The organism is Isoptericola sp. b515, assembly GCF_030588125.1.
GTDB lineage: Bacteria > Actinomycetota > Actinomycetes > Actinomycetales > Cellulomonadaceae > Isoptericola > Isoptericola sediminis.
Genome location: NZ_JAUQYR010000001.1, coordinates 701257 through 718520, shown reverse-complemented (window position 1 = coordinate 718520; position 17264 = coordinate 701257). Strand labels below are relative to the sequence as shown.

At 76.2% G+C, this 17264-nt stretch carries 16 protein-coding genes and 1 pseudogene; 10 read left to right on the top strand and 7 right to left on the bottom strand.

Annotated elements, in window-relative coordinates:
- The first annotated feature begins 11 nt into the window (after window positions 1-11).
- Window positions 12-431, top strand: coding sequence for a phage holin family protein (locus Q6350_RS03385; protein ID WP_304602851.1), 420 nt, complete (start codon window positions 12-14; stop codon window positions 429-431).
- A gap of 151 nt (window positions 432-582) precedes the next feature.
- Window positions 583-1374: pseudogene (locus Q6350_RS03380) on the top strand (FUSC family protein); the annotation flags it as partial.
- Window positions 1375-1416: 42 nt separating this feature from the next.
- Here the strand turns inward: Q6350_RS03380 and Q6350_RS03375 are convergent.
- The 3 genes from Q6350_RS03375 to Q6350_RS03365 all read right to left on the bottom strand — a co-directional run bounded on the left by Q6350_RS03375 (window position 1417) and on the right by Q6350_RS03365 (window position 4635).
- A complete protein-coding gene (locus Q6350_RS03375) occupies window positions 1417-2145 on the bottom strand; it encodes a VIT family protein (protein WP_304602850.1) in 729 nt (242 codons plus the stop codon).
- A 119-nt stretch (window positions 2146-2264) separates the two neighbouring features.
- Complete coding sequence (locus Q6350_RS03370; RefSeq protein ID WP_305065180.1) at window positions 2265-3167, bottom strand: cation diffusion facilitator family transporter; 903 nt, start codon at window positions 3165-3167, stop codon at window positions 2265-2267.
- Window positions 3168-3315: 148 nt separating this feature from the next.
- Window positions 3316-4635, bottom strand: a complete 1320-nt coding sequence (locus tag Q6350_RS03365) for a sensor histidine kinase (protein WP_305065178.1) — start codon at window positions 4633-4635, stop codon at window positions 3316-3318.
- A 75-nt stretch (window positions 4636-4710) separates the two neighbouring features.
- Between Q6350_RS03365 and Q6350_RS03360 the strand changes: the two genes are divergently transcribed.
- Complete coding sequence (locus Q6350_RS03360) at window positions 4711-6645, top strand: heavy metal translocating P-type ATPase (protein WP_305065176.1); 1935 nt, start codon at window positions 4711-4713, stop codon at window positions 6643-6645.
- 22 nt (window positions 6646-6667) lie between these two features.
- Window positions 6668-7144: a nitroreductase family deazaflavin-dependent oxidoreductase gene (locus tag Q6350_RS03355; RefSeq protein ID WP_304606563.1), complete on the top strand. Its 477-nt coding sequence runs from the start codon at window positions 6668-6670 to the stop codon at window positions 7142-7144.
- Window positions 7145-7942: 798 nt separating this feature from the next.
- On the opposite strand, the gene Q6350_RS03350 is transcribed toward Q6350_RS03355, so the two are convergent.
- The 3 genes from Q6350_RS03350 to Q6350_RS03340 form a co-directional block, all read right to left on the bottom strand.
- Window positions 7943-10072: a hypothetical protein gene (locus Q6350_RS03350; RefSeq protein ID WP_304602845.1), complete on the bottom strand. Its 2130-nt coding sequence runs from the start codon at window positions 10070-10072 to the stop codon at window positions 7943-7945.
- Window positions 10069-10404: a hypothetical protein gene (locus tag Q6350_RS03345; protein WP_304606565.1), complete on the bottom strand. Its 336-nt coding sequence runs from the start codon at window positions 10402-10404 to the stop codon at window positions 10069-10071. The genes Q6350_RS03350 and Q6350_RS03345 overlap by 4 nt, the downstream gene beginning before the upstream one ends.
- Before the next feature lie 63 nt (window positions 10405-10467).
- A complete protein-coding gene (locus Q6350_RS03340) occupies window positions 10468-11121 on the bottom strand; it encodes a hypothetical protein (protein WP_304606566.1) in 654 nt (217 codons plus the stop codon).
- 184 nt (window positions 11122-11305) lie between these two features.
- On the opposite strand from Q6350_RS03340, the gene Q6350_RS03335 reads away from it, so the two are divergent.
- The 3 genes from Q6350_RS03335 to Q6350_RS03325 all read left to right on the top strand — a co-directional run bounded on the left by Q6350_RS03335 (window position 11306) and on the right by Q6350_RS03325 (window position 13739).
- Window positions 11306-11788, top strand: coding sequence for a hypothetical protein (locus Q6350_RS03335; protein WP_171246136.1), 483 nt, complete (start codon window positions 11306-11308; stop codon window positions 11786-11788).
- 50 nt (window positions 11789-11838) lie between these two features.
- Window positions 11839-12720 carry an alpha/beta fold hydrolase gene (locus Q6350_RS03330; protein ID WP_305065170.1) on the top strand — a complete coding sequence of 294 codons (882 nt, stop codon included), beginning with the start codon at window positions 11839-11841 and terminating at the stop codon, window positions 12718-12720.
- Window positions 12721-12821: 101 nt separating this feature from the next.
- Window positions 12822-13739: a ribokinase gene (locus Q6350_RS03325; protein WP_305065168.1), complete on the top strand. Its 918-nt coding sequence runs from the start codon at window positions 12822-12824 to the stop codon at window positions 13737-13739.
- A gap of 16 nt (window positions 13740-13755) precedes the next feature.
- On the opposite strand, the gene Q6350_RS03320 is transcribed toward Q6350_RS03325, so the two are convergent.
- Window positions 13756-15132 (bottom strand): NAD(P)-binding protein, encoded by a 1377-nt coding sequence (locus tag Q6350_RS03320; protein WP_305065166.1) that lies wholly within the window; start codon window positions 15130-15132, stop codon window positions 13756-13758.
- Between the two features lie 102 nt (window positions 15133-15234).
- Between Q6350_RS03320 and Q6350_RS03315 the strand changes: the two genes are divergently transcribed.
- From Q6350_RS03315 to Q6350_RS03305, 3 genes are all read left to right on the top strand, one after another.
- Window positions 15235-15990 (top strand): SDR family NAD(P)-dependent oxidoreductase, encoded by a 756-nt coding sequence (locus Q6350_RS03315; protein ID WP_304602839.1) that lies wholly within the window; start codon window positions 15235-15237, stop codon window positions 15988-15990.
- Window positions 15991-16156: 166 nt separating this feature from the next.
- Window positions 16157-16615, top strand: coding sequence for a hypothetical protein (locus Q6350_RS03310; RefSeq protein ID WP_305065164.1), 459 nt, complete (start codon window positions 16157-16159; stop codon window positions 16613-16615).
- Between the two features lie 32 nt (window positions 16616-16647).
- Entirely contained in the window at window positions 16648-17256 is a 609-nt protein-coding gene (locus Q6350_RS03305) for a hypothetical protein (protein ID WP_305065160.1), read from the top strand.
- Window positions 17257-17264 lie beyond the last annotated feature (8 nt).

Genomic DNA, 17264 nt, shown 5'->3' with positions numbered 1-17264 from the left:
ACTCTGCCGTCATGGTCCGACTTCTCGCGCGCACCGCCGTCTTCCTCCTCGCGGCGGCGATCGGTGTGGTCCTGACGGACGTCCTCTTCGCGGCCTTCGACTGGCAGACGTTCGACGTCGTGTGGGACGACCCGCTGGGCTTCGTGCTCGCCGTCGTGATCTTCGCGGTGGTGCAGGCGGTGATGTCCCCCTTCTTCGCCCAGCTCGCGCGGCGCAACGCCCCGACGCTGGTCGGCGCCGTGGGGCTGATCAGCACCTACGCGGCGCTGCTGGTGGCCTCGCTCGTCTCCGACGGGCTGGAGATCTCCGGCTGGCAGGGGTGGGTGATCGGCCCGGTGATCGTCTGGCTCGTGACGATGCTCGCCACGTTCCTGCTGCCGGCCTTCATCCTCAAGCAGGCCGTCGAGGAGCGCCGCGACGACCGCGCCTGACGCCCGTGCCGACCGGCCCGACGGGTCGGCCGGCGTCGACGACGGCACCGAGCCCCTGCCCCCGGGCGGTGCGCGCCGTCGCCTGGTGGCCGCGGCCCTGCTGACCCTGGCCCCCGGCGTCGTCCTCGGGCTCGGCGACCCGGTGCTGGTGATGCCCTGGCTGCTCGGGCTGCTGCCCCCGCTGACCGCGGCGGCCGCCTCCCCGCGTCGTCCCGTCCTGGTCGCGGTCGCCACCGGTGCGCTCGTCCTCCTCGCCCCCCTCGCGGGCGCGGACGCGGGGACCGCCACGGTGTTCATGACGGCCGTCGCGGCGGCGGTGGGGCTCGCCGCGGCGTACGGCCGGACCGCGGGGGGCACCGTGCTGGCGACGACGGTCGCGGTCTTCACGATCGCGCCGCCGGCCCCGACCGACGTCGACCCCCGCACGCTGGCGGGTGCCTGGCCCGCGGCGCTGACCGTGCTCCTGGCCGGCCTGTGGACGGCACTGCTGGTCGCGGTGCTGACCGGTGGGCTGCCCCGACGCGAGAGCCCGCGCGTGACCCGGGCCGAGAGCGTGTTCTACGCGGGCGCGCTCGTGGTCCTGACCGCGGCCGGCACGTGGTGGGCCGTCACCTACTACCCGGACACCCACTCCTGGTGGCTGCTGCTCACCTTCTACGTGGTGCTCGTGCCGCGCGCCGGCGAGATCGCGGCCCGCGCGGTCGCCCGGGCCGGCGGGACCGTCCTCGGCGGTGTCCTCGCCGCCGGCCTGGTGGCGCTCGACCTGCCCGGGCCCGTGCTGACCGTCGTCACCGTGCTCGCCCTCGTGGCGACGGTCGTCGCGACGGCCGCGGCCCCGCTGTGGGTGCTCGCCGCGCTGCTGACCGTCAGCGTCGTGCTCACCAGCCCGGAGGGGCCGGAGACGGCCGCCTGGGTGCGTGTCGTGCTGACGCTGGTCGGGGCCGGCTCGGCGCTCGGGGTGCTGCTGCTCGCGCGGTGGCTGCGGTCAGACCACGCCGGCGCTGCCCAGCAGCGACCCGACGGCGAACGTGGCGCCGAGCGCGAGCGCGCCCCCGACGACCACCCGCAGGACGGCCCGCCCGATCCGGGCGCCGCCGATCCAGGCGGCGACCCCACCGGTCAGGGCCAGCGCGACGAGGACGGCGACGAAGGTCGCGGCGACCTTGGCGGGTTCGGGCACCAGGAGCACCGTCGCGAAGGGCAGCAGGCCGCCGAGGGCGAACGCGACGAACGAGGCGAAGGCGGCGTGCCACGGTGAGACGACGTCGTCGGCGTCGATGTGCAGCTCCACGGTCAGGTGGGCGCGCAGGGCGTCGTGCTCGGTGAGCTCGACGGCGACCTGCCGAGCGGTCTCCTCGGACAGGCCGCGGTCACGGTAGATCCCGGCGAGCTCCTCCAGCTCCGCCTCGGGCATCGTGGCGAGCTCGTGCTTCTCCTTGGCGATGAGCGCCTTCTCGGTGTCCGACTGGGAGGACACGGAGACGTACTCGCCCAGCGCCATCGAGATGGCCCCGCCGACGAGGGCGGCGAGGCCGGCGGTCAGCAGCGCCGCCTGCTCGCTGGTCGCCGCGGCGACGCCGACGACGACGGCCGCGACCGAGACGATGCCGTCGTTCGCCCCCAGGACGCCCGCGCGCAGCCAGTTGAGCCGCTGCGCGAGCCCCGTCCGGTGGGGTTCGTCGGCGTGGGTGCGCACCTCGGGTCCGCTGCTCATGCCACCAGGTAAGCACTCCCGACCGGGCCCCGCCAGCAAGGCAAGGCTGGCCGTATCCCGGGGGCCCCGGCCGCTCGGCCCCCGCCGCCCGCCCTCGGTGGCGCGGGGCGCTGTCGCGTTCAGTCGTGCGTCGGGTGCTCGTGCTCGGGATGGGTCTCGGGTTCGACCTGGAACGTCGTGTGCTCGATGCCGAAGTGGTCGCGGACGCAGTCCTGCAGCTCGTCGAGGATCGCCCCGGCGTGGCCGTCCCGGAAGCACTCCGCCTCGACGACGACGTGCGCCGAGAGCTGCGGCAGCCCGGTGGCGATGAGCGAGGCGTGCACGTCGTGGATCTCGTGCACGTGCTCGACCCCGAGCAGGTGGCTGCGGACCTCGTCCAGGTCGACACCCGGCGGCGTCGACTCGAGCAGCACGGCGGTGGTGTCGCGCAGCAGCAGCACGGCGCGCGGCAGGATCAGGGCGCCGATGAGCAGCGCCGCGACCGAGTCGGCCTGCTGCCAGCCGGTCGTCGCGATGACGACCGCCGCCACGACGACGGCCAGCGACCCCAGCGCGTCGTTGAGCACCTCGAGGAACGCGGCCCGCAGGTTGAGGTTCGCGCTGCGGCGGCCGACGAGGACGGCCAGGGCCGCGAGGTTGCCGACCAGGCCGATCACGCCGAAGACGACGAGCTCCGTCCCCGGGATCTCGGGCGGGTCCTGCAGCCGCTGCACCGCCTCGACGACCACGAACACGCCGACGCCGAGCAGCAACGTGGCCTGGGCGAGGGCGGCGAGCACCTCGGCCCGCCGCAGTCCCCAGGTACGCCGCGGGGTGGCCGGGCGCGTCGCGGCGTGGGCGGCCAGGAGCGCCATCCCCAGTCCCGCGGCGTCGGTGAGCAGGTGGGCTGTGTCCACCAGCAGGGCGAGGCTGCCCGTGACCACCGCGCCGACGACCTGGGCCACGACGATGCCCGCCGTGATGCCGAAGGCCAGGCCGAGACGGCCGCGGTGGGTGCCGGGCCCGGAGTGGTCGTGCGCCATGGTCGGGACCTCAGCGCACGCGCGGCGGGTGGGTCAGGGGCGGGGCGCCCGGGGCGGGGGCCACCCGGGCGGACGCCTCGGTGTGCGACGCGGTGGTGGCCATGGGGGCGACGATACAGGCACGGCCGTGCCGCTCCGGGCCGTGCCGTCACTCGCCCAGGCGTGCCGGCAGCTCCGCGGTGACGACCAGGCCGCCGTCGGTCCCGGACCCGACGTCGAGCGTGCCCCCGAGCAGCGCCGCCCGGTGGCGCACGGCGGCGAGTCCGGGGTCCTCGCCGAAGCCGGAGGCGAGGCTCCGGCCGTCGTCGGCGACGACGATCCGCAGCCGGCCCGCGGCGACCACCAGGCGGACCTGCACACGACGTCCCCCGGTGGCGTCCCGCACGTCCCGCAGCACCTCCTGCACGATCCGGAAGGCCGCGGCGTCGACCATCGCGTCGATCGAGCCGCGGGGCACGTCGACCCGCGTGGACACGTCGACGCCGGCGGCGAGGACCGGCTGCACGAGTGCGGCCAGGCCGGCCGGACCGGTGGCCGCGGGCAGGTGCTCCCGCGCCGCGGTGTCCGCGTCGTGACCTGCCCGCGCCGGGGCGAGCGCGCCCCGCAGCAGCAGGGTCGTCGCCCGCAGCTCGTGCACGGTGGCCGACGTCGCCTCGCGCACGTGGCGCAGCGCCGTGCCGGCCGCGTCGTCGTCCCGGCCCATCGCGCCGGCCGCCACGTCGGTGTGCAGGGCCACGAGCGACAGGTTGTGGCCGACGACCTCCTGCAGGTCCAGCGCGATCCGCAGCAGCTCCTGCTGGCGGCGGTGCCGGGCGTCGTCGACCGGCACGTCCGGCGCGTCCGGTGCGTCCGGTGTGTGCGGGGCGCTCGGTGCGGTCGCCGTGGAGGGTGCCGGCGGCGTGGGGGGTTCGTCCGGTCCGAGCGTTCCGGCCCCCGCCACCGCCGGCGGCGCAGCCGACTGCGCGGTACGTCGCCACCGGAGCAGCAGGCCGAGGCACACGGCCGCCGTCACCAGCGCCGCGCCGAGGACCAGCTCCACGAGCGAGTCGGAGGCGAGACCCGTCCCGGGCGGTCCGAGGGCCGGTGTCGTGACGACCAGCGCCGCGCCGGCCCCGGCTGCCCAGCGCTCGTGTCCCTGCGCGGTGGCCGCGCAGAGCGCCGTCACCGCGGCCAGCGGCGTCCCCAGCGCCCCGAGCCCCTCCGCGGCGCACACGAGGACGCCGACGGAGGTCAGCACCACCATCAGGACCGGGGCGGGCCGCCGCAGCAGCACCAGGAGGCCGAAGCCGACCGCCGCGAGGACACCGAGGAGCCCCGCGTGCTGACCGACCAGGACGGCGCCGGTGAGCACCAGCATCGTCCCCAGCGCCGCCGCGACGTCGACCAGCCAGGGCGCCGGGCGCGGGGCAGGCGCGACGGTGGCGTCGTCGACGTCGACGACACCTCCGGGGACCGGCAGGGCGGGCACGTCGACAGCGTAGGGCCGACTCCCCGCCCGTGCAGTCGGGAGGCCGGAGGTCCGGTCCGGCGGGACGATGGACCCATGAGCGGACCGTCGGCACCGACCGGTGCCGGATCAGACGGGGTGCGGCGCACACGGCTGCGGTGGTTCGTGCAGCGCTACCCCTGGGTGGCGGCATCCCTGCTGGTGCTGGTCGTCGTGCTCGGGCTGCTGGCCGGCGGCCAGGAGACGACGGCGCGCTGGGCCGGGTCCGCCTGGGCGCTGGTCGTGGGCCTGCGCGTCGCCGGGCACATGGTCCGTGACGTCCTCGCCGGGCACTGGGGCGTCGACCTGCTCGCGCTGACCGCGATCGTCGCGACGGTCGTCGTCGGCGAGTACGTGGCGTCGCTGGTCGTCGTGCTCATGCTGACCGGTGGGCAGGCGCTGGAGGACTTCGCCGCGCACCGGGCGCGCCAGGAGCTGCGCGCGCTGCTGGAACGCGCACCCACCCGTGCCCACCGGCTGGGACCCGACGGCACGATCACCGACGTCGACGTCGCCGACCTCGGTCCCGGCGACCTCGTCCTCGTCCGCCCCGCCGAGGTGGTGCCGGTGGACGCCGAGCTGGTGGGGCCGGAGACCGATTTCGACGAGTCCTCGCTCACCGGCGAGAGCCTGCCGGTCACCCGGCACGTCGGGGACCCGGTGCTCTCCGGCGCGCTGAACACCGAGCAGGCCGTCACCCTGCGGGCCACGGCGGCCGCGGCGGACAGCCAGTACGCCCGCATCGTGGCCATGGTCCGTGAGGCCGCCGAGTCCCGGGCGCCGGTGGTACGCCTCGCGGACCGGTACGCCGTGCCCTTCACCCTCTTCGCCTTCCTCGTGGCGGGGGCCGCGTGGGTCTACCACCGCGACCCCACCGTGGTGGCCGAGGTGCTCGTGGTCGCCACCCCGTGCCCGCTGCTCATCGCCGCCCCGGTGGCGTTCCTCGGCGGCATGAGCCGGGCGGCCCGGCACGGCCTCATCGTCAAGGACGCCGGCACCCTGGAGCAGCTGGCCGCGGTGCGGTCCGTCGCCTTCGACAAGACCGGCACCATCACCCTCGGCCGTCCCACGCTGCTGGCCGTCCACCCCCGCCCGCCGTGGAGCGCGGACGAGCTGCTGCGGCTCGCGGCGTCGGCCGAGCAGTACTCCTCGCACGTGCTGGCCACCACCATCCAGGACGCCGCCACGCGGCGCGGGCTGGACCTGCTCGGCGCCCGGAGCGCCCGGGAGGAGGCGACGCACGGCGTCGCGGCCGACGTCGGCGGCCACGACGTGGTCGTCGGCAAGCGGCAGCGGGTCGCCGCCGCCGCGCCCGACGTCGAGGAGCAGACCCTGGGGCCGGGCGAGCTCGCCGTCTACGTGGCCGTCGACGACCGCTTCGCCGGCACGCTGGTGATGAGCGACCCCGCCCGCCCCGACGCCCGGCGCACGATGGACGAGCTCGCCGGGCTCGGGATCACGCGCACGATGATGCTCAGCGGCGACTCCCGCTCCACCGCCGAGCACATCGCCGCGGCGGTGGGCATCGCCCGCGTGGACGCCGAGTGCCTGCCCGAGGACAAGGTGCGCATCGTCCGTGACCTGCCGGACCGGCCCGTGATGATGGTCGGGGACGGGGTCAACGACGCCCCGGTCCTGGCCGCCGCCGAGGTCGGCGTGGCGATGGGGGCGCGCGGTTCGACGGCGGCCAGCGAGTCCGCCGACGTGGTCATCCTCACCGAGGACCTCGTCCGGACGGCCACCGCCGTGCGGGTCGGACGACGGACCATGACCGTCGCCCTGCAGAGCATCTGGCTGGGGATCGCGCTGTCCGTGGTCCTCATGGGGATCGCCGCCACCGGCGTGATCCCGGCCGTCGTCGGGGCCCTGAGCCAGGAGGTCGTCGACCTGCTCGCGATCCTCAACGCGTTGCGCGCCCTGCAGGACGACCGTCACGACCGGGTGCGCCGTCCGGCGCCGACCGTCCCGGCCGAGGGGGCGGGCGCCCGCTGAGGGGCGGCGCTACCGTGGCGGCATGGGTCTGGTCACCCGCATGCTGCGCACCCGCTGGCTGGTCCGCGCACCGATCTGGCTGTACCGCGCCGGCCTCGGAGCGCTGCTCGGCGACCGGCTGCTGATGCTGCAGCACCGGGGGCGCACGACGGGCGAGACGCGCTTCGTGGTGCTCGAGGTCGTCGGGCGGCCCTCCGCGGACCGGCTGGTGGTGGCCTCGGGGCTCGGACCCCGTCCCCAGTGGTACCGCAACGTCGTGGTCGAGCCCCGGGTGCTGGTCTCCGTGGGCCGGCGGCGCGACGTGCGTGCCGTCGCCGAACCGCTCGACCCCGACGCCGGTGTGGCGCGGCTCGAGGAGTACGCCGCACAGCATCCCGCCGCCTGGGCGGCGCTGCGGCCCGTCGTGTCCGAGTGGGCCGAACCCCTGGGCGCCGCCCGGGGCGAACCCGACTGGCGGCGCGTCGTCCCGGTGGTCGAGCTGCGGCTCCTGGACGGCTGACCGGCGCGGTCGCCGCGTCGGCGCTCACGGGCGCGTCCGGCCCGGGCCCGGTCGCCGGCGGGTCGGCGCACACCGCCGTCGCGACCCGGTCGACCAGGGCGTCGACCGTGAGGTCCGGCGGCACGTCGGCACCGACCGGTGCCCGCGTCGCCACGAGGACGAGCGCCTCGCACGCCACGGTCGCGACGGCGGTCACGCGCCACCGTGCTCCCGTGCGGTCGGTCTCGACGCCGGTGAGGCCGGTCACGGCCGGCGCCGGTCCGTCCGCCGGGCCGGGCCCCGTCAGCGGGCGCACCGCCGTCAGCGACGCACCGCCGCGCCGGGCCGTCTCCTGCAGGCGTTCGCGCCGGCCGGGCCGGTGGACCCGGTCGTGCATCTCGTCGCGGCGGAACGCCGCCGCCCCGGGGCCGGCCTCCACCGAGGCCACCACGCTCGTGTAGACCTCCACGTCCCCCTGGCGGACCCCGGACGTCGCGGTCACCGTGTCCTCCTCGACCGCGAGCCGCAGCGGCCTGCCGTCGGCGAGGTAGCGCTGGCCCGGTAGCAGGTACGGCGCCGGGTCGTGCGGCGGGACCGCGGACACCCACCGCGCCTCGACCGGGACCGCCTCCGTGCTCCCGGCGGGGAAGTCGTCCGGCGTCAGCGCCCAGGTACCCGGGTGCCACCGCTGCTGCAGGGCGGCGCGCAGCGGCGGGCCGCCGACCAGCACCGCGACGAGCAGCGCGAAGAGCACCGCGGTCGCGACGGGCACGACGACCTCTCCCCGCCAGCCGCGGGTCGGCGCCTCGTGACCGGCCGTCACGACCGCTCTCCCAGCCGCCGCCCCAGGCCCGAGTGCACGTCGAAGGACTCGCGGAACGTGATGGTCATGGTCTGCGAGTCCGCCGCCCAGCGTCGTGCGGCGTCGTCGATCGCGTCGGGCGGCAGACCCCGGTCGGCCAGCTCCCGGCGCCACGCGGTCTCGAAGGGCGTCACGACCCGTTCCCGCAGCGCGTCCTCGGTCGCGAGCACCTCCTCGCGGGCGGCACCGACGTGGTCGGGACCCAGCGGCGGCAGGAGCGTGCCGAGCCCGAGCAGGCCGAGCGATGTCCTCGCCCCGACCGGCGTCGTGGCCAGGTTCAGCCCGGTCGAGTACAGCAGCGCGTCCTCGGCGGCGGCGTCCTGGGCGACGGAGATCGTGCCCGAGGCGATGGAGCCGACGACGGCGGCCCCGTCCGCGACGCCGGCCTGCGCGAGCGCTTCCGCGTCGGCGGCCCCGACACCCTCCGCCGTCGCCGTGGCGGCGGCCGCGGCCACCGCGACGTCGACCTGCCGCAGCCAGTGACCGGAGGCGGTCTCCGTGGTCGAGGTCGCGGCGACGACGTCCCGGAGCGCGAACGCGTCCAGCCGGGGCTGCACGACGTCCGGCACCGGTTCGGCGCCCTCCGCCAGCGGGGGCAGCCCCCGGACGCCCGGCGCGGGCGGCGAGCCGTCGGCCGACGGGTGCCACGCGGCGTCGTCGGCCGAGACGAGGTACGGCGCGTACGCCGCCGCGACGTGCCGGCTCGCGGCGTCGGACACCGGGTACGCCCCCGCGAGCAGGCCCCCGGGCGCGACGAGCGCCGTCGTGGCCGCGGACGTCGCCAGGGCCGCCCGGACCTGCTGCGGGGCGTCGGCACCGGGGTGCGTCCCGGCGCCGACGGCGGCGGCGAGCAGGGCGGTGACGGCGGTGCCGCCGTCGGGCCAGCCGTCCGGCGGTGCCACGCCGAACCAGGCGTGCGCGCGGTCGGTCACGTCGGCGGCGGTGGTGCCGGGCGGTGCCAGGTGACGCAGGGCGGCGTCCGGGTCGGCGGCCAGCCCGGTGGCGACCGCCACGGTGAGGGTGCCGGTCGCGGCGGTGTCGGCCTCGGTGCTGCCGGTCGCACCGTGGCGCTCGACGAGGGCGTCCGCCGCACCGCGGTGGACGTCGGCCGGCAGGGCGGGGCGCAGCAGCGCGGCGGCGAGGTCGGCCCGGTCGCCGAGCTCGTGGAAGCCAGGAGGCAGCGCGGAGACCAGGGCGTTCCCCAGCGCGTACCGCTCGGTCGGCGTGGCGTGCTGCGCCCAGGCGGCCAGGCCGGTGGCCAGCGCCTCCCGGGTCGGCCCGGCGACGGCCCGGACGCCCAGCGCGGCGTACAGCTCGGCGGGCCCGACCCGTTCCCACAGGGCCGTCCACAGCACCGGGTCGTCGCCGGCCGCGGCCAGGGCGGCGACCGCCCCCTCGCGGAGCTCCTGGCGCTCCGCGGGGTCGGCGCCGGTGGCGGCCCCCGCCGACAGCCGCTCCGCGAGCCGCACGCCGTCGGCCCAGCGGCTGCCGAGGTCCGCCAGGGTCGTGCCGTCGGCGACCGCCCACCGCACGAGGTCGGGGTGCCCGAGCCCGCCGAGCCGGCGGGCGGCGACCCGGGAGCTGGTCTCCTTGGTCTCCCGCACGCGGTACCACCGGCGCTCGGCGTCGAGGACGTCGTCGTGGGCGGCGTCCCGGCGTGCCCGTGCCTCCGCGGCGAGCCGTGCCGCGTCCAGGTGGCGCAGGTCCGCCATGTCGAGACCCAGCCGCCAGGCCGCGGCCTCGTCGGCCTCGGCCCGGCGCACCCGCGTCCACGCCTCCTGGCGCTGCGCGATCGCCTGGAGAGCCTCGTGCTGCTCGCGGGCCAGCCCCGCCGCGCGGTCGGCCAGCACGTGCGCCGTCTCGCGCAGCACCCGGTCGCTCAGCCGGACCCGAGCCATCAGGTCGTCCAGCACCGCCCGGGCCGTGTCGACGGCGGCCGACCGGTGGCGCGTCATGGTCGTGTCCAGGCCGACCAGGTCGGAGTGCACCGTGGACAGGGCGGCGGCCGCGCGCGAGGCGCCGCTCGCCAGGGAGTCGAGGACGTCGGGCGACCCGCTCAGGGGCTCGAACGGCCGGTCCGCCGTCATCCGGCACCGTCCGTGCGAACCACCGGGGCGGGCGTCACGGCGGCGGCGACGCGTTGCGCCGTCGTGCCCTCGGCGGTGTCGAAGGTGGCGGCGGTCCGCGCGAGCCGGTCCCCGAGACCCTCCAGGGTCGCGGCGAGCGTGGCCCGGAGCGGTCCCCATGCCGCCGTCAGGTCGTCGATCGCGGCGCCGAGCGCGGGGTCGCCGGCCGCCGCACCGGCACCGGTCCCGGTGAGATCGTCGGCCATCGCGGCCGGGTCCAGCCGGTCCGCTGCGGCGTGCGCCCGCCGTCCGGCCGCGGCGAGGTCGTCGGTGTCCAGGTCGAGGTGCGCCATGCGGCCGGACGCTAGTGCGCCGACGTGCCGGCACACCGGCGCCGTCCACAGGCTGTGGACGGCTCAGTCCCACCAGAGCCGGTACCAGTGCTCGGCCGGCCCGTCCGGCGACAGGTCACCGGGCCGGCCCCACCAGCGGGTGACCTCGTGCGGCGGGACGCGGGCGTCGTCCACCCCGAGGGAGGCGACGAACCGTTCCAGCTCGTCGCACTGGCACCCGGGGCCGTGGTGGTCACCGAGCACGAAGGCGTGGTCGGTGCGCACCAGCACCCCCTCGACCGTCACGCGTTCGTCGCAGCGGCCCGGGCCCACCACGTAGCCGTGCGCGCGCAACCGGTCGGGATGGCGGACGACGGCACGCAGCACGGTGCCGATGGTCGGGCCGTCGTTCTGCCGTTCGACGGCGAGGTAGTCGGCGTCGAGCCGGTCGAGCAGGGCGGCCGCCACCGGCTCGTCCAGGTCGGCGAACCGGTAGAAGGACGACGCACCCGCGGCATCCGGCACCAGGACGGGTTCGAGCACCTCGTGCAGACCCGCGCGCAGCAACCAGCCGTGCCGGTCGGGGCACCAGTGGTGCGGTCGGTCGGGGTCGCCCGCGAGCCGTTCCTCGGCCCGCCAGGCGGTCGCCAGGTCGACCGGCTCGGGGTGGACGAAGCGGCGGCCGGGCCGGGTGGGACGTCCGGTCGGTCCGGCGGGCGGCAGGGTCGGGGTCGGCAACGGGGCTCCTCGGGTCCGGGGACGGTGTGCAGGCCACGGTGCCGTGCCGTCGGAGTCGTCGTCGGGTCGTCGCGGCGGGTCGGTGCCCCGCTGTGGAGGCCGGGGTCGGTGGGTGGGCGTCACGCGTTGCGCCAGGGGAGAACCGGCGTGACAAGTCGCCGCCGACGGCGCATGCTCGGAACTGATGTCTGACTCCACCACGCGACCCGTGCCGCGCACCTACCCGCCGACTCCGACGAGCGAACCGGTCAGCGACGAGCTTCTCGTGGTCCACCTCAAGGGTCGAGACACGGAGTACTTCCGGCGTCCCGAGCTGATCAGCCACGAGGTCGGCGACGGCGTGCTCACGGTCACGCTGGCCGGCACCGGCGACACCCCGCGCCGCACCCGCCACTTCCCGCTCGGGGAGGTGCTCGAGTACGTCGTCGAGGCTCCCAGCGCCGCCTACGAGACGGCGTTCGACGCCTGGACGCGCGCCGAGTTCGGTGTCGACGCCGAGACCTACCGGTCGATGCGGGACACCTCCGAGGGCGTGGCGATGGCCGAGAAGATGCGACGGCAGATCGCCGAGGGCCTCGGCGTCGACCCGGACCAGGTGCACTTCGGCGGCTCCTTCACGATCGACGAGGACGACGACTGGGACTCCTCGCCCGACGACGACCAGTAGCCGCGCGGGCCGGCCGATGAGTTCCGGCCCCCCGTCACGTCGCTACCGGCATGGCCACGACGACCCGCACGCTCGACCTGCCCGGCGCCACGGTGACCTACGACGTCCGGGAACCGGCGCACGACGGCGGGCACGCCCCGCTGCTCGTGGTCGGCAACCCGATGGCGGCCGACGGTTTCGACCAGCTCGTCCCCGCGCTGGACGACCGACTCGTGGTCACCTACGACCCCCGTGGCACCGGACGGTCGCGCCCCGTCGCCGCCGACGCCCTCCTCACCGTCGACCGGCACGGTGAGGACCTGCACGCCGTCGCCCGGGCCGTCGGGCCCGGGCCGTTCGACGTCTTCGGGAGCTCGGGCGGCGCCGCGGCCGCCCTGGCCTGGGCGGCCGGGCACCCGGGCGAGGTGCGGCGGCTGGTCGCCCACGAGCCCCCGCTGACCGCGCTCCTCGCCGACCGCGACGTCGCGGTCCGGGCCCAGGCCGACATCGTGGACACCTACCGTCGCGCCGGGTTCGGCCCCGCGATGGCCAAGTTCCTGCGGCTGGTGTTCGCGACGGAACCGCTCACCGAGGACTTCCTCGACCAGCCCGACCCGGACCCGGCGGAGTTCGGCCTGCCCACGGAGGACGACGGCCGGCGCGACGACCTGCTCCTGGGGACGTCGCTGGCCGTCATGCCCGTGTGGGAGCCGCCCCTGGAGTCCCTCCGGGCGGCCACCCGCGCCGGCGGCCCGCAGGTCCTGCCCGCCGTCGGCGCCGGGTCCCTGCCCGGCGAGATGGCGTACCGGGGTGCGGTCGCGCTGGCCGAGGCCCTCGACGTCCCGGTCGTCGTCTTCCCCGGGGACCACGGCGGTTTCGCCCGGCACGAGTGGGCCCCGGACAACGACCCGGCCGCGTTCGCGACCCGGCTGCGCGAGGTCCTGGCCTGCTGACGAGCGGCGAGGCAACGCCGCCGTCACAATCGTGCGCGATCATGGGGACGGACGGTCCGTCGGCCCGTCCGTCCTGCTCACGCATCCTGGAGGCCCGAGGCATGACCTCGATCGTGGTCGTCGGCTCCGTTAACGCCGACCTCGTCGCGCGCGTCCCCGCGCTGCCCGTCACGGGGGAGACGGTGCTCGCCGACTCCATGACGGTGATCCCCGGGGGCAAGGGGGCCAACCAGGCGGTCGTGGCCGCCCGGCTCGGCGGCGACGTCGCGCTGCTCGGGGCCATCGGCTCCGACGCCTTCGCCGACATCGCGCTCGTCGGGCTGCGCGACGCCGGCGTGGACCTGGACGGGGTCGAGACGGTCGAAGGACCCACCGGTGTGGCGCAGATCTGGGTGGACGACGACGGCGAGAACTCGATCGTCGTCGTCCCGGGCGCCAACCGTGCCGTCGACGCGGACGTCGTCGCCCGCCACCACGACCTCGTGGCCGGTGCCGACGTCGTCGTGCTGCAGGGGGAGATCCCGCTGCGGGGGTCCGAGGCCGCGGCCCGCGCCGGCCGGGGCCGGGTGCTGCTCAACCTCGCGCCCGTCGTGCCGGTCGCCACCGACGTGCTGGCGCTGGCCGACCCGCTGGTGGTGAACCACGCGGAGGCCGAACGGTTGCTGGAGGAGTCCGAGCGGCCGGTGCCCGAGTCGCCGTTCGCGATCATCGCCGAGCTGCACGCTCTCGGTCCGCGGTCGGTGGTGCTCACCCTCGGCCCCGCCGGTGCCGTGGTGCTCGAGCCCGCCGCCGGGGTGGGCGAACCGGTCGTCGTGCCGACGCCGCACGTCGAGGCGGTGGACACCACGGGCGCCGGTGACGCGTTCGTCGGGGCCCTGGCCTACCGCGTCAGCCAGGGCGACAGGCTCGTCGACGCGGCCCGGACGGCCGTGCGGGTCGGCGCGTTCTCCGTCGCGACCCACGGTGCCCAGCCGTCCTTCCCGACGGCCGACGACGTGCTGCCGTCCGTGCGGACCTGACGGGTCTCCCGCGACGTCATCCGGCCAGCCGCAGCAGGCCCCGCATCCCCGACTCGGTCGCCGCGCGCAGACGGGCCTGGGCGGTCTGCACCTCGGGGCGGTCGCGGTCCTGCGGTGTCACGCGGCTCGGGTTGAGGGTCGTCCCGTGCGACCAGCGGGCGAGGTCCGGGTCGGCCATGAAGGCCGCGGTCGCCAGCGCCCCGGCGGCCTGCCCGGCGACCCACTCCCGCGGGGTGGAGAAGTACGGGGTGGACGGGCACAGCGCGTTGAGCTCGTCGTCCGGGCGCTCGCCCTGGGTGGCCTCCACGTAGCCGATGAGCGCGGCCCCGAAGCAGGGGAACCCGGCCCGCACCGGCTGGACGACGATCCGTCCGGGCGACCAGATCGGCACGGCGGGCCGCAGCCGGAGCCCCTCGGCGGCGCAGTGCACGACGACGGCGTCCCGGGGCACCGGCACGTCCCCCTCGTCCAGCCGGAGCGTCCCCGGGGACACCCGGCGCAGGTGCCCGCGGCGCACGACGCGCTCGACCGAGCGCAGCAGCTCCAGCTCCCAGCGGGCGAGCGTGGGCACGCGGGCCATCGTGGGCACGACGTCGGGGTCCAGCCGGAGCATCACCCCGGCGTCCTCGAGGCGCAGGAAGAAGTCGTCCACGGTCGGGGCCGCCGCCGCGGCCTCCATGAGCTCGGCCACCATGGTCCGGATCACCGCGGCGTCGGGCTGGACGGCGGCGCGGTCCAGCATCCACGGGTCCCGCGGGCGGACCCAGGTGATCGCGTCCGGGGAAGTGCCACGACGGAGCAGCCACACGACGGCGTCGGTGGCGGTCTTGCCGGACCCGACGACGACGAACGACCCGGCCTCGTCCGCGACGGTGGGGAGCTCCCCCACCGGAACCCACCGTGCACCCTCGTCCACGGCGAACGGCGGCGGGGTCAGCGCCGGGATCGAGGGGGCGAGGTAGTGCGCGTCCACGACCCGACGGCGCACGCGGATCTCCCGCGTCTCGCCGGTGTCGAGCGCGACGACCGAGCCGTCGTCGGCCATCTCGTGCCCGCCGAGGAACATCGCCCGTCCGGACGCCAGGAACCGGTCGGCCAGCACCCGGTCGTAGTAGCCGCAGACCTCGGCGCCCGTGGCGCGCACGTGCAGACCGGCCTCGGGGCCGGAGGTCTGGATGCCGCCGTCGAGGGAGGTGGACGCCACGCCGTAGAAGGAGGAGGCCTGGTGCAGCCGCACGAACGGGTAGGCGTCGCGCCAGTGCCCGCCGGCGGCGTCGCGGCGGTCGACGATCGTCACGTGGGCGTCGGAATGGTCCAGCAGCGTGTCCGCGAACGCCATCCCGGTCGCACCCGCGCCGACGACGAGGTAGTCCGTCTCCAGGACCTGGCCCATCTGTTCATCATGGCACGGTCGTCACGTCCGTCATGTGGCGGGCGTGGGCCCGGTCACGGACTTAGCGTGAAGGGACAGGCGCCGACGAGGGAGTGGTCCGCGATGACGTTCGAGGGCAAGGTGGCGCTGGTGACCGGCGCCGGGTCAGGGCTCGGCGAGGCGATCAGCAAGCAGCTGGCTGCACGGGGAGCCAAGGTCGTCGGGACGGACATCCGGCTCGACGCGGCGCAGCGTGTCGCCGACGAGATCAAGGCCGCAGGTGGTGAGGCGACGGCCGTGCAGCAGGACACGGCGAGCTTCGACGACGCGGTGCGGGTGGTCGACACCGCGAAGCAGGCCTACGGCGCGCTCCACTACGCGGTCAACAACGCGGGGATCGGAGGCAACGCGGCGCCGGCGGGCGAGCTCGACGTGGAGGACTGGAAGCGTGTCATCGACATCAACCTCCACGGTGTCCTGTTCGGCATGCGCGCTCAGATCCCGGCGATGCTCGAGAAGGACCCGTCCGGGTGCGCCATCGTGAACATGGCGTCCATCCACGGCACCGTGGCCGCGATCGGCAACGGGGCGTACACGGCCTCCAAGCACGGCGTCGTGGGGATCACGAAGAACGCGGCGGCCGAGTACGGCCCGGCCGGCCTGCGGATCAACTGCGTCGGGCCCGGATACATCCGCACGCCGCTGCTCGAGGGGGTCCTGACCCCCGAGCTGGAGGAGGTGCTGGTCTCCAAGCACATGCTCGGTCGGCTCGGCGAGGCGGACGAGGTCGCGAGCGTCGTGCGGTTCCTCCTGTCCGAGGAGGCGTCCTTCGTCACCGGCGCCTACTGGCTCATCGACGGCGGGTACACGGCGGTCTGACGTCCCGGTCCCGAGTGCACCTGGAGTTCACCTGATCGACGAGTGATGGTCATCTCGCTGCCGTGCCGCCGCCACGGCGAGGCAGCACGATGAGGCGTGCCGCGGGGTCGTCGGGTCGTCGTCACCGGCCCCCCGGGCGACGGACATCAGCCTTGGGGGAGGCCACATGCCGGTCCGCATCGAGCAGCGCACGCCGTTCGGCACGGTCGACCGTGCCTGGCAGGCCGAGGCTCTCGGCACGGACGAGTGGGGGGACTGGTTCGCGGTGCCGGACCACGGACTGCTGCTGCTGCCGGTGGCGGACCCCTGGGTCGCGTGGTTCCGGCACGACGGCTCGGTGCGTGTGGACGTCGCCACCGAGGTGTCCGTCGCGTCGACGCTGAGCTCGTTCGTCGGGCTGGGTCTCGACGTCGTGCGGGACGCCGACGGCACCGTGCGGGCACCGGAGCGTGCGGGGTTCGTCCGCCGTTCACCGTCGTACCCCCGGGCCTGGGTCGACCTGGCGTGGGAGGCCCGCGAGGACGTGCGGCGGGACGTCGCCCGCGCGGCCGAGCCGTTCGGGAGGGCACCGGACGCCTGGCTCGACCGGGCGCCGCGCCCGACGACCCGCGGCCTGTCCGCCTGACCTGACCAGTACGTCGACGAGAGGAGACCGCCGTGGACCTGCCGGCCGTCCTCGACCTCGGGCTGCGACTCGCGGTCCTGGGCCTGGTGCTCGGTGCGATGGTCGTGCACGCCTATCGGACCCGGGGCGACCGCCCTTCCGAGCGCGAGGTCGCGGCGACGGCGCGGACCGTGCCGGTCGTGGCGCTCGCGCGCGCCCTCGGGGCCTTCGTGGCGCTGGGACTGTTCGGGTTCGCGCTGGAGAGATTCACCGGCAGCGGTCCGGGTCTGTGGATCCCGCTGCTGGTCGGGGTGCCCGCGGTCGGGCTGCTGCGGGTCACCGTCGTGCCGCTGCTGCGCGACGTCGCCCACGCCGTCCACCCGCGCGTCGTGGTCGGCACGGTCACCGACCGCCGCCGTCGTGTGGAGCGGGCCGTGGGCCAGGACGGGCCGCTGGGGCAGGCGGCCTTCTACGTCACGGTGGTCGACGACGCCGGGGCGATCCGGGAGTACCGGCTCCGGCGGGAGGCGTACCGGCAGGTCGCGCGCGGGGACCAGGTGCGGGTCGCGACGTCCGGGCTGCGCGGCAGCGACACCCACTCCCTGGTTCCGCTGCACGCACCGGCCGTCGCCGGTGCGGGCGCCGGTCCCCGCGCCCGCTGAGCGACCGG

What these genes read in the sequence shown, in the direction of transcription:
- Q6350_RS03385 (WP_304602851.1), top strand. Translation starts at nt 12, where the DNA reads ATGGTCCGACTTCTCGCGCGCACCGCCGTCTTCCTCCTCGCGGCGGCG.
- Q6350_RS03375 (WP_304602850.1), bottom strand. Translation starts at nt 2,145, where the DNA reads ATGAGCAGCGGACCCGAGGTGCGCACCCACGCCGACGAACCCCACCGG.
- Q6350_RS03370 (WP_305065180.1), bottom strand. Translation starts at nt 3,167, where the DNA reads ATGGCGCACGACCACTCCGGGCCCGGCACCCACCGCGGCCGTCTCGGC.
- Q6350_RS03360 (WP_305065176.1), top strand. Translation starts at nt 4,711, where the DNA reads ATGAGCGGACCGTCGGCACCGACCGGTGCCGGATCAGACGGGGTGCGG.
- Q6350_RS03355 (WP_304606563.1), top strand. Translation starts at nt 6,668, where the DNA reads ATGGGTCTGGTCACCCGCATGCTGCGCACCCGCTGGCTGGTCCGCGCA.
- Q6350_RS03350 (WP_304602845.1), bottom strand. Translation starts at nt 10,072, where the DNA reads ATGACGGCGGACCGGCCGTTCGAGCCCCTGAGCGGGTCGCCCGACGTC.
- Q6350_RS03345 (WP_304606565.1), bottom strand. Translation starts at nt 10,404, where the DNA reads ATGGCGCACCTCGACCTGGACACCGACGACCTCGCCGCGGCCGGACGG.
- Q6350_RS03335 (WP_171246136.1), top strand. Translation starts at nt 11,306, where the DNA reads ATGTCTGACTCCACCACGCGACCCGTGCCGCGCACCTACCCGCCGACT.
- Q6350_RS03330 (WP_305065170.1), top strand. Translation starts at nt 11,839, where the DNA reads ATGGCCACGACGACCCGCACGCTCGACCTGCCCGGCGCCACGGTGACC.
- Q6350_RS03325 (WP_305065168.1), top strand. Translation starts at nt 12,822, where the DNA reads ATGACCTCGATCGTGGTCGTCGGCTCCGTTAACGCCGACCTCGTCGCG.
- Q6350_RS03320 (WP_305065166.1), bottom strand. Translation starts at nt 15,132, where the DNA reads ATGGGCCAGGTCCTGGAGACGGACTACCTCGTCGTCGGCGCGGGTGCG.
- Q6350_RS03315 (WP_304602839.1), top strand. Translation starts at nt 15,235, where the DNA reads ATGACGTTCGAGGGCAAGGTGGCGCTGGTGACCGGCGCCGGGTCAGGG.
- Q6350_RS03310 (WP_305065164.1), top strand. Translation starts at nt 16,157, where the DNA reads ATGCCGGTCCGCATCGAGCAGCGCACGCCGTTCGGCACGGTCGACCGT.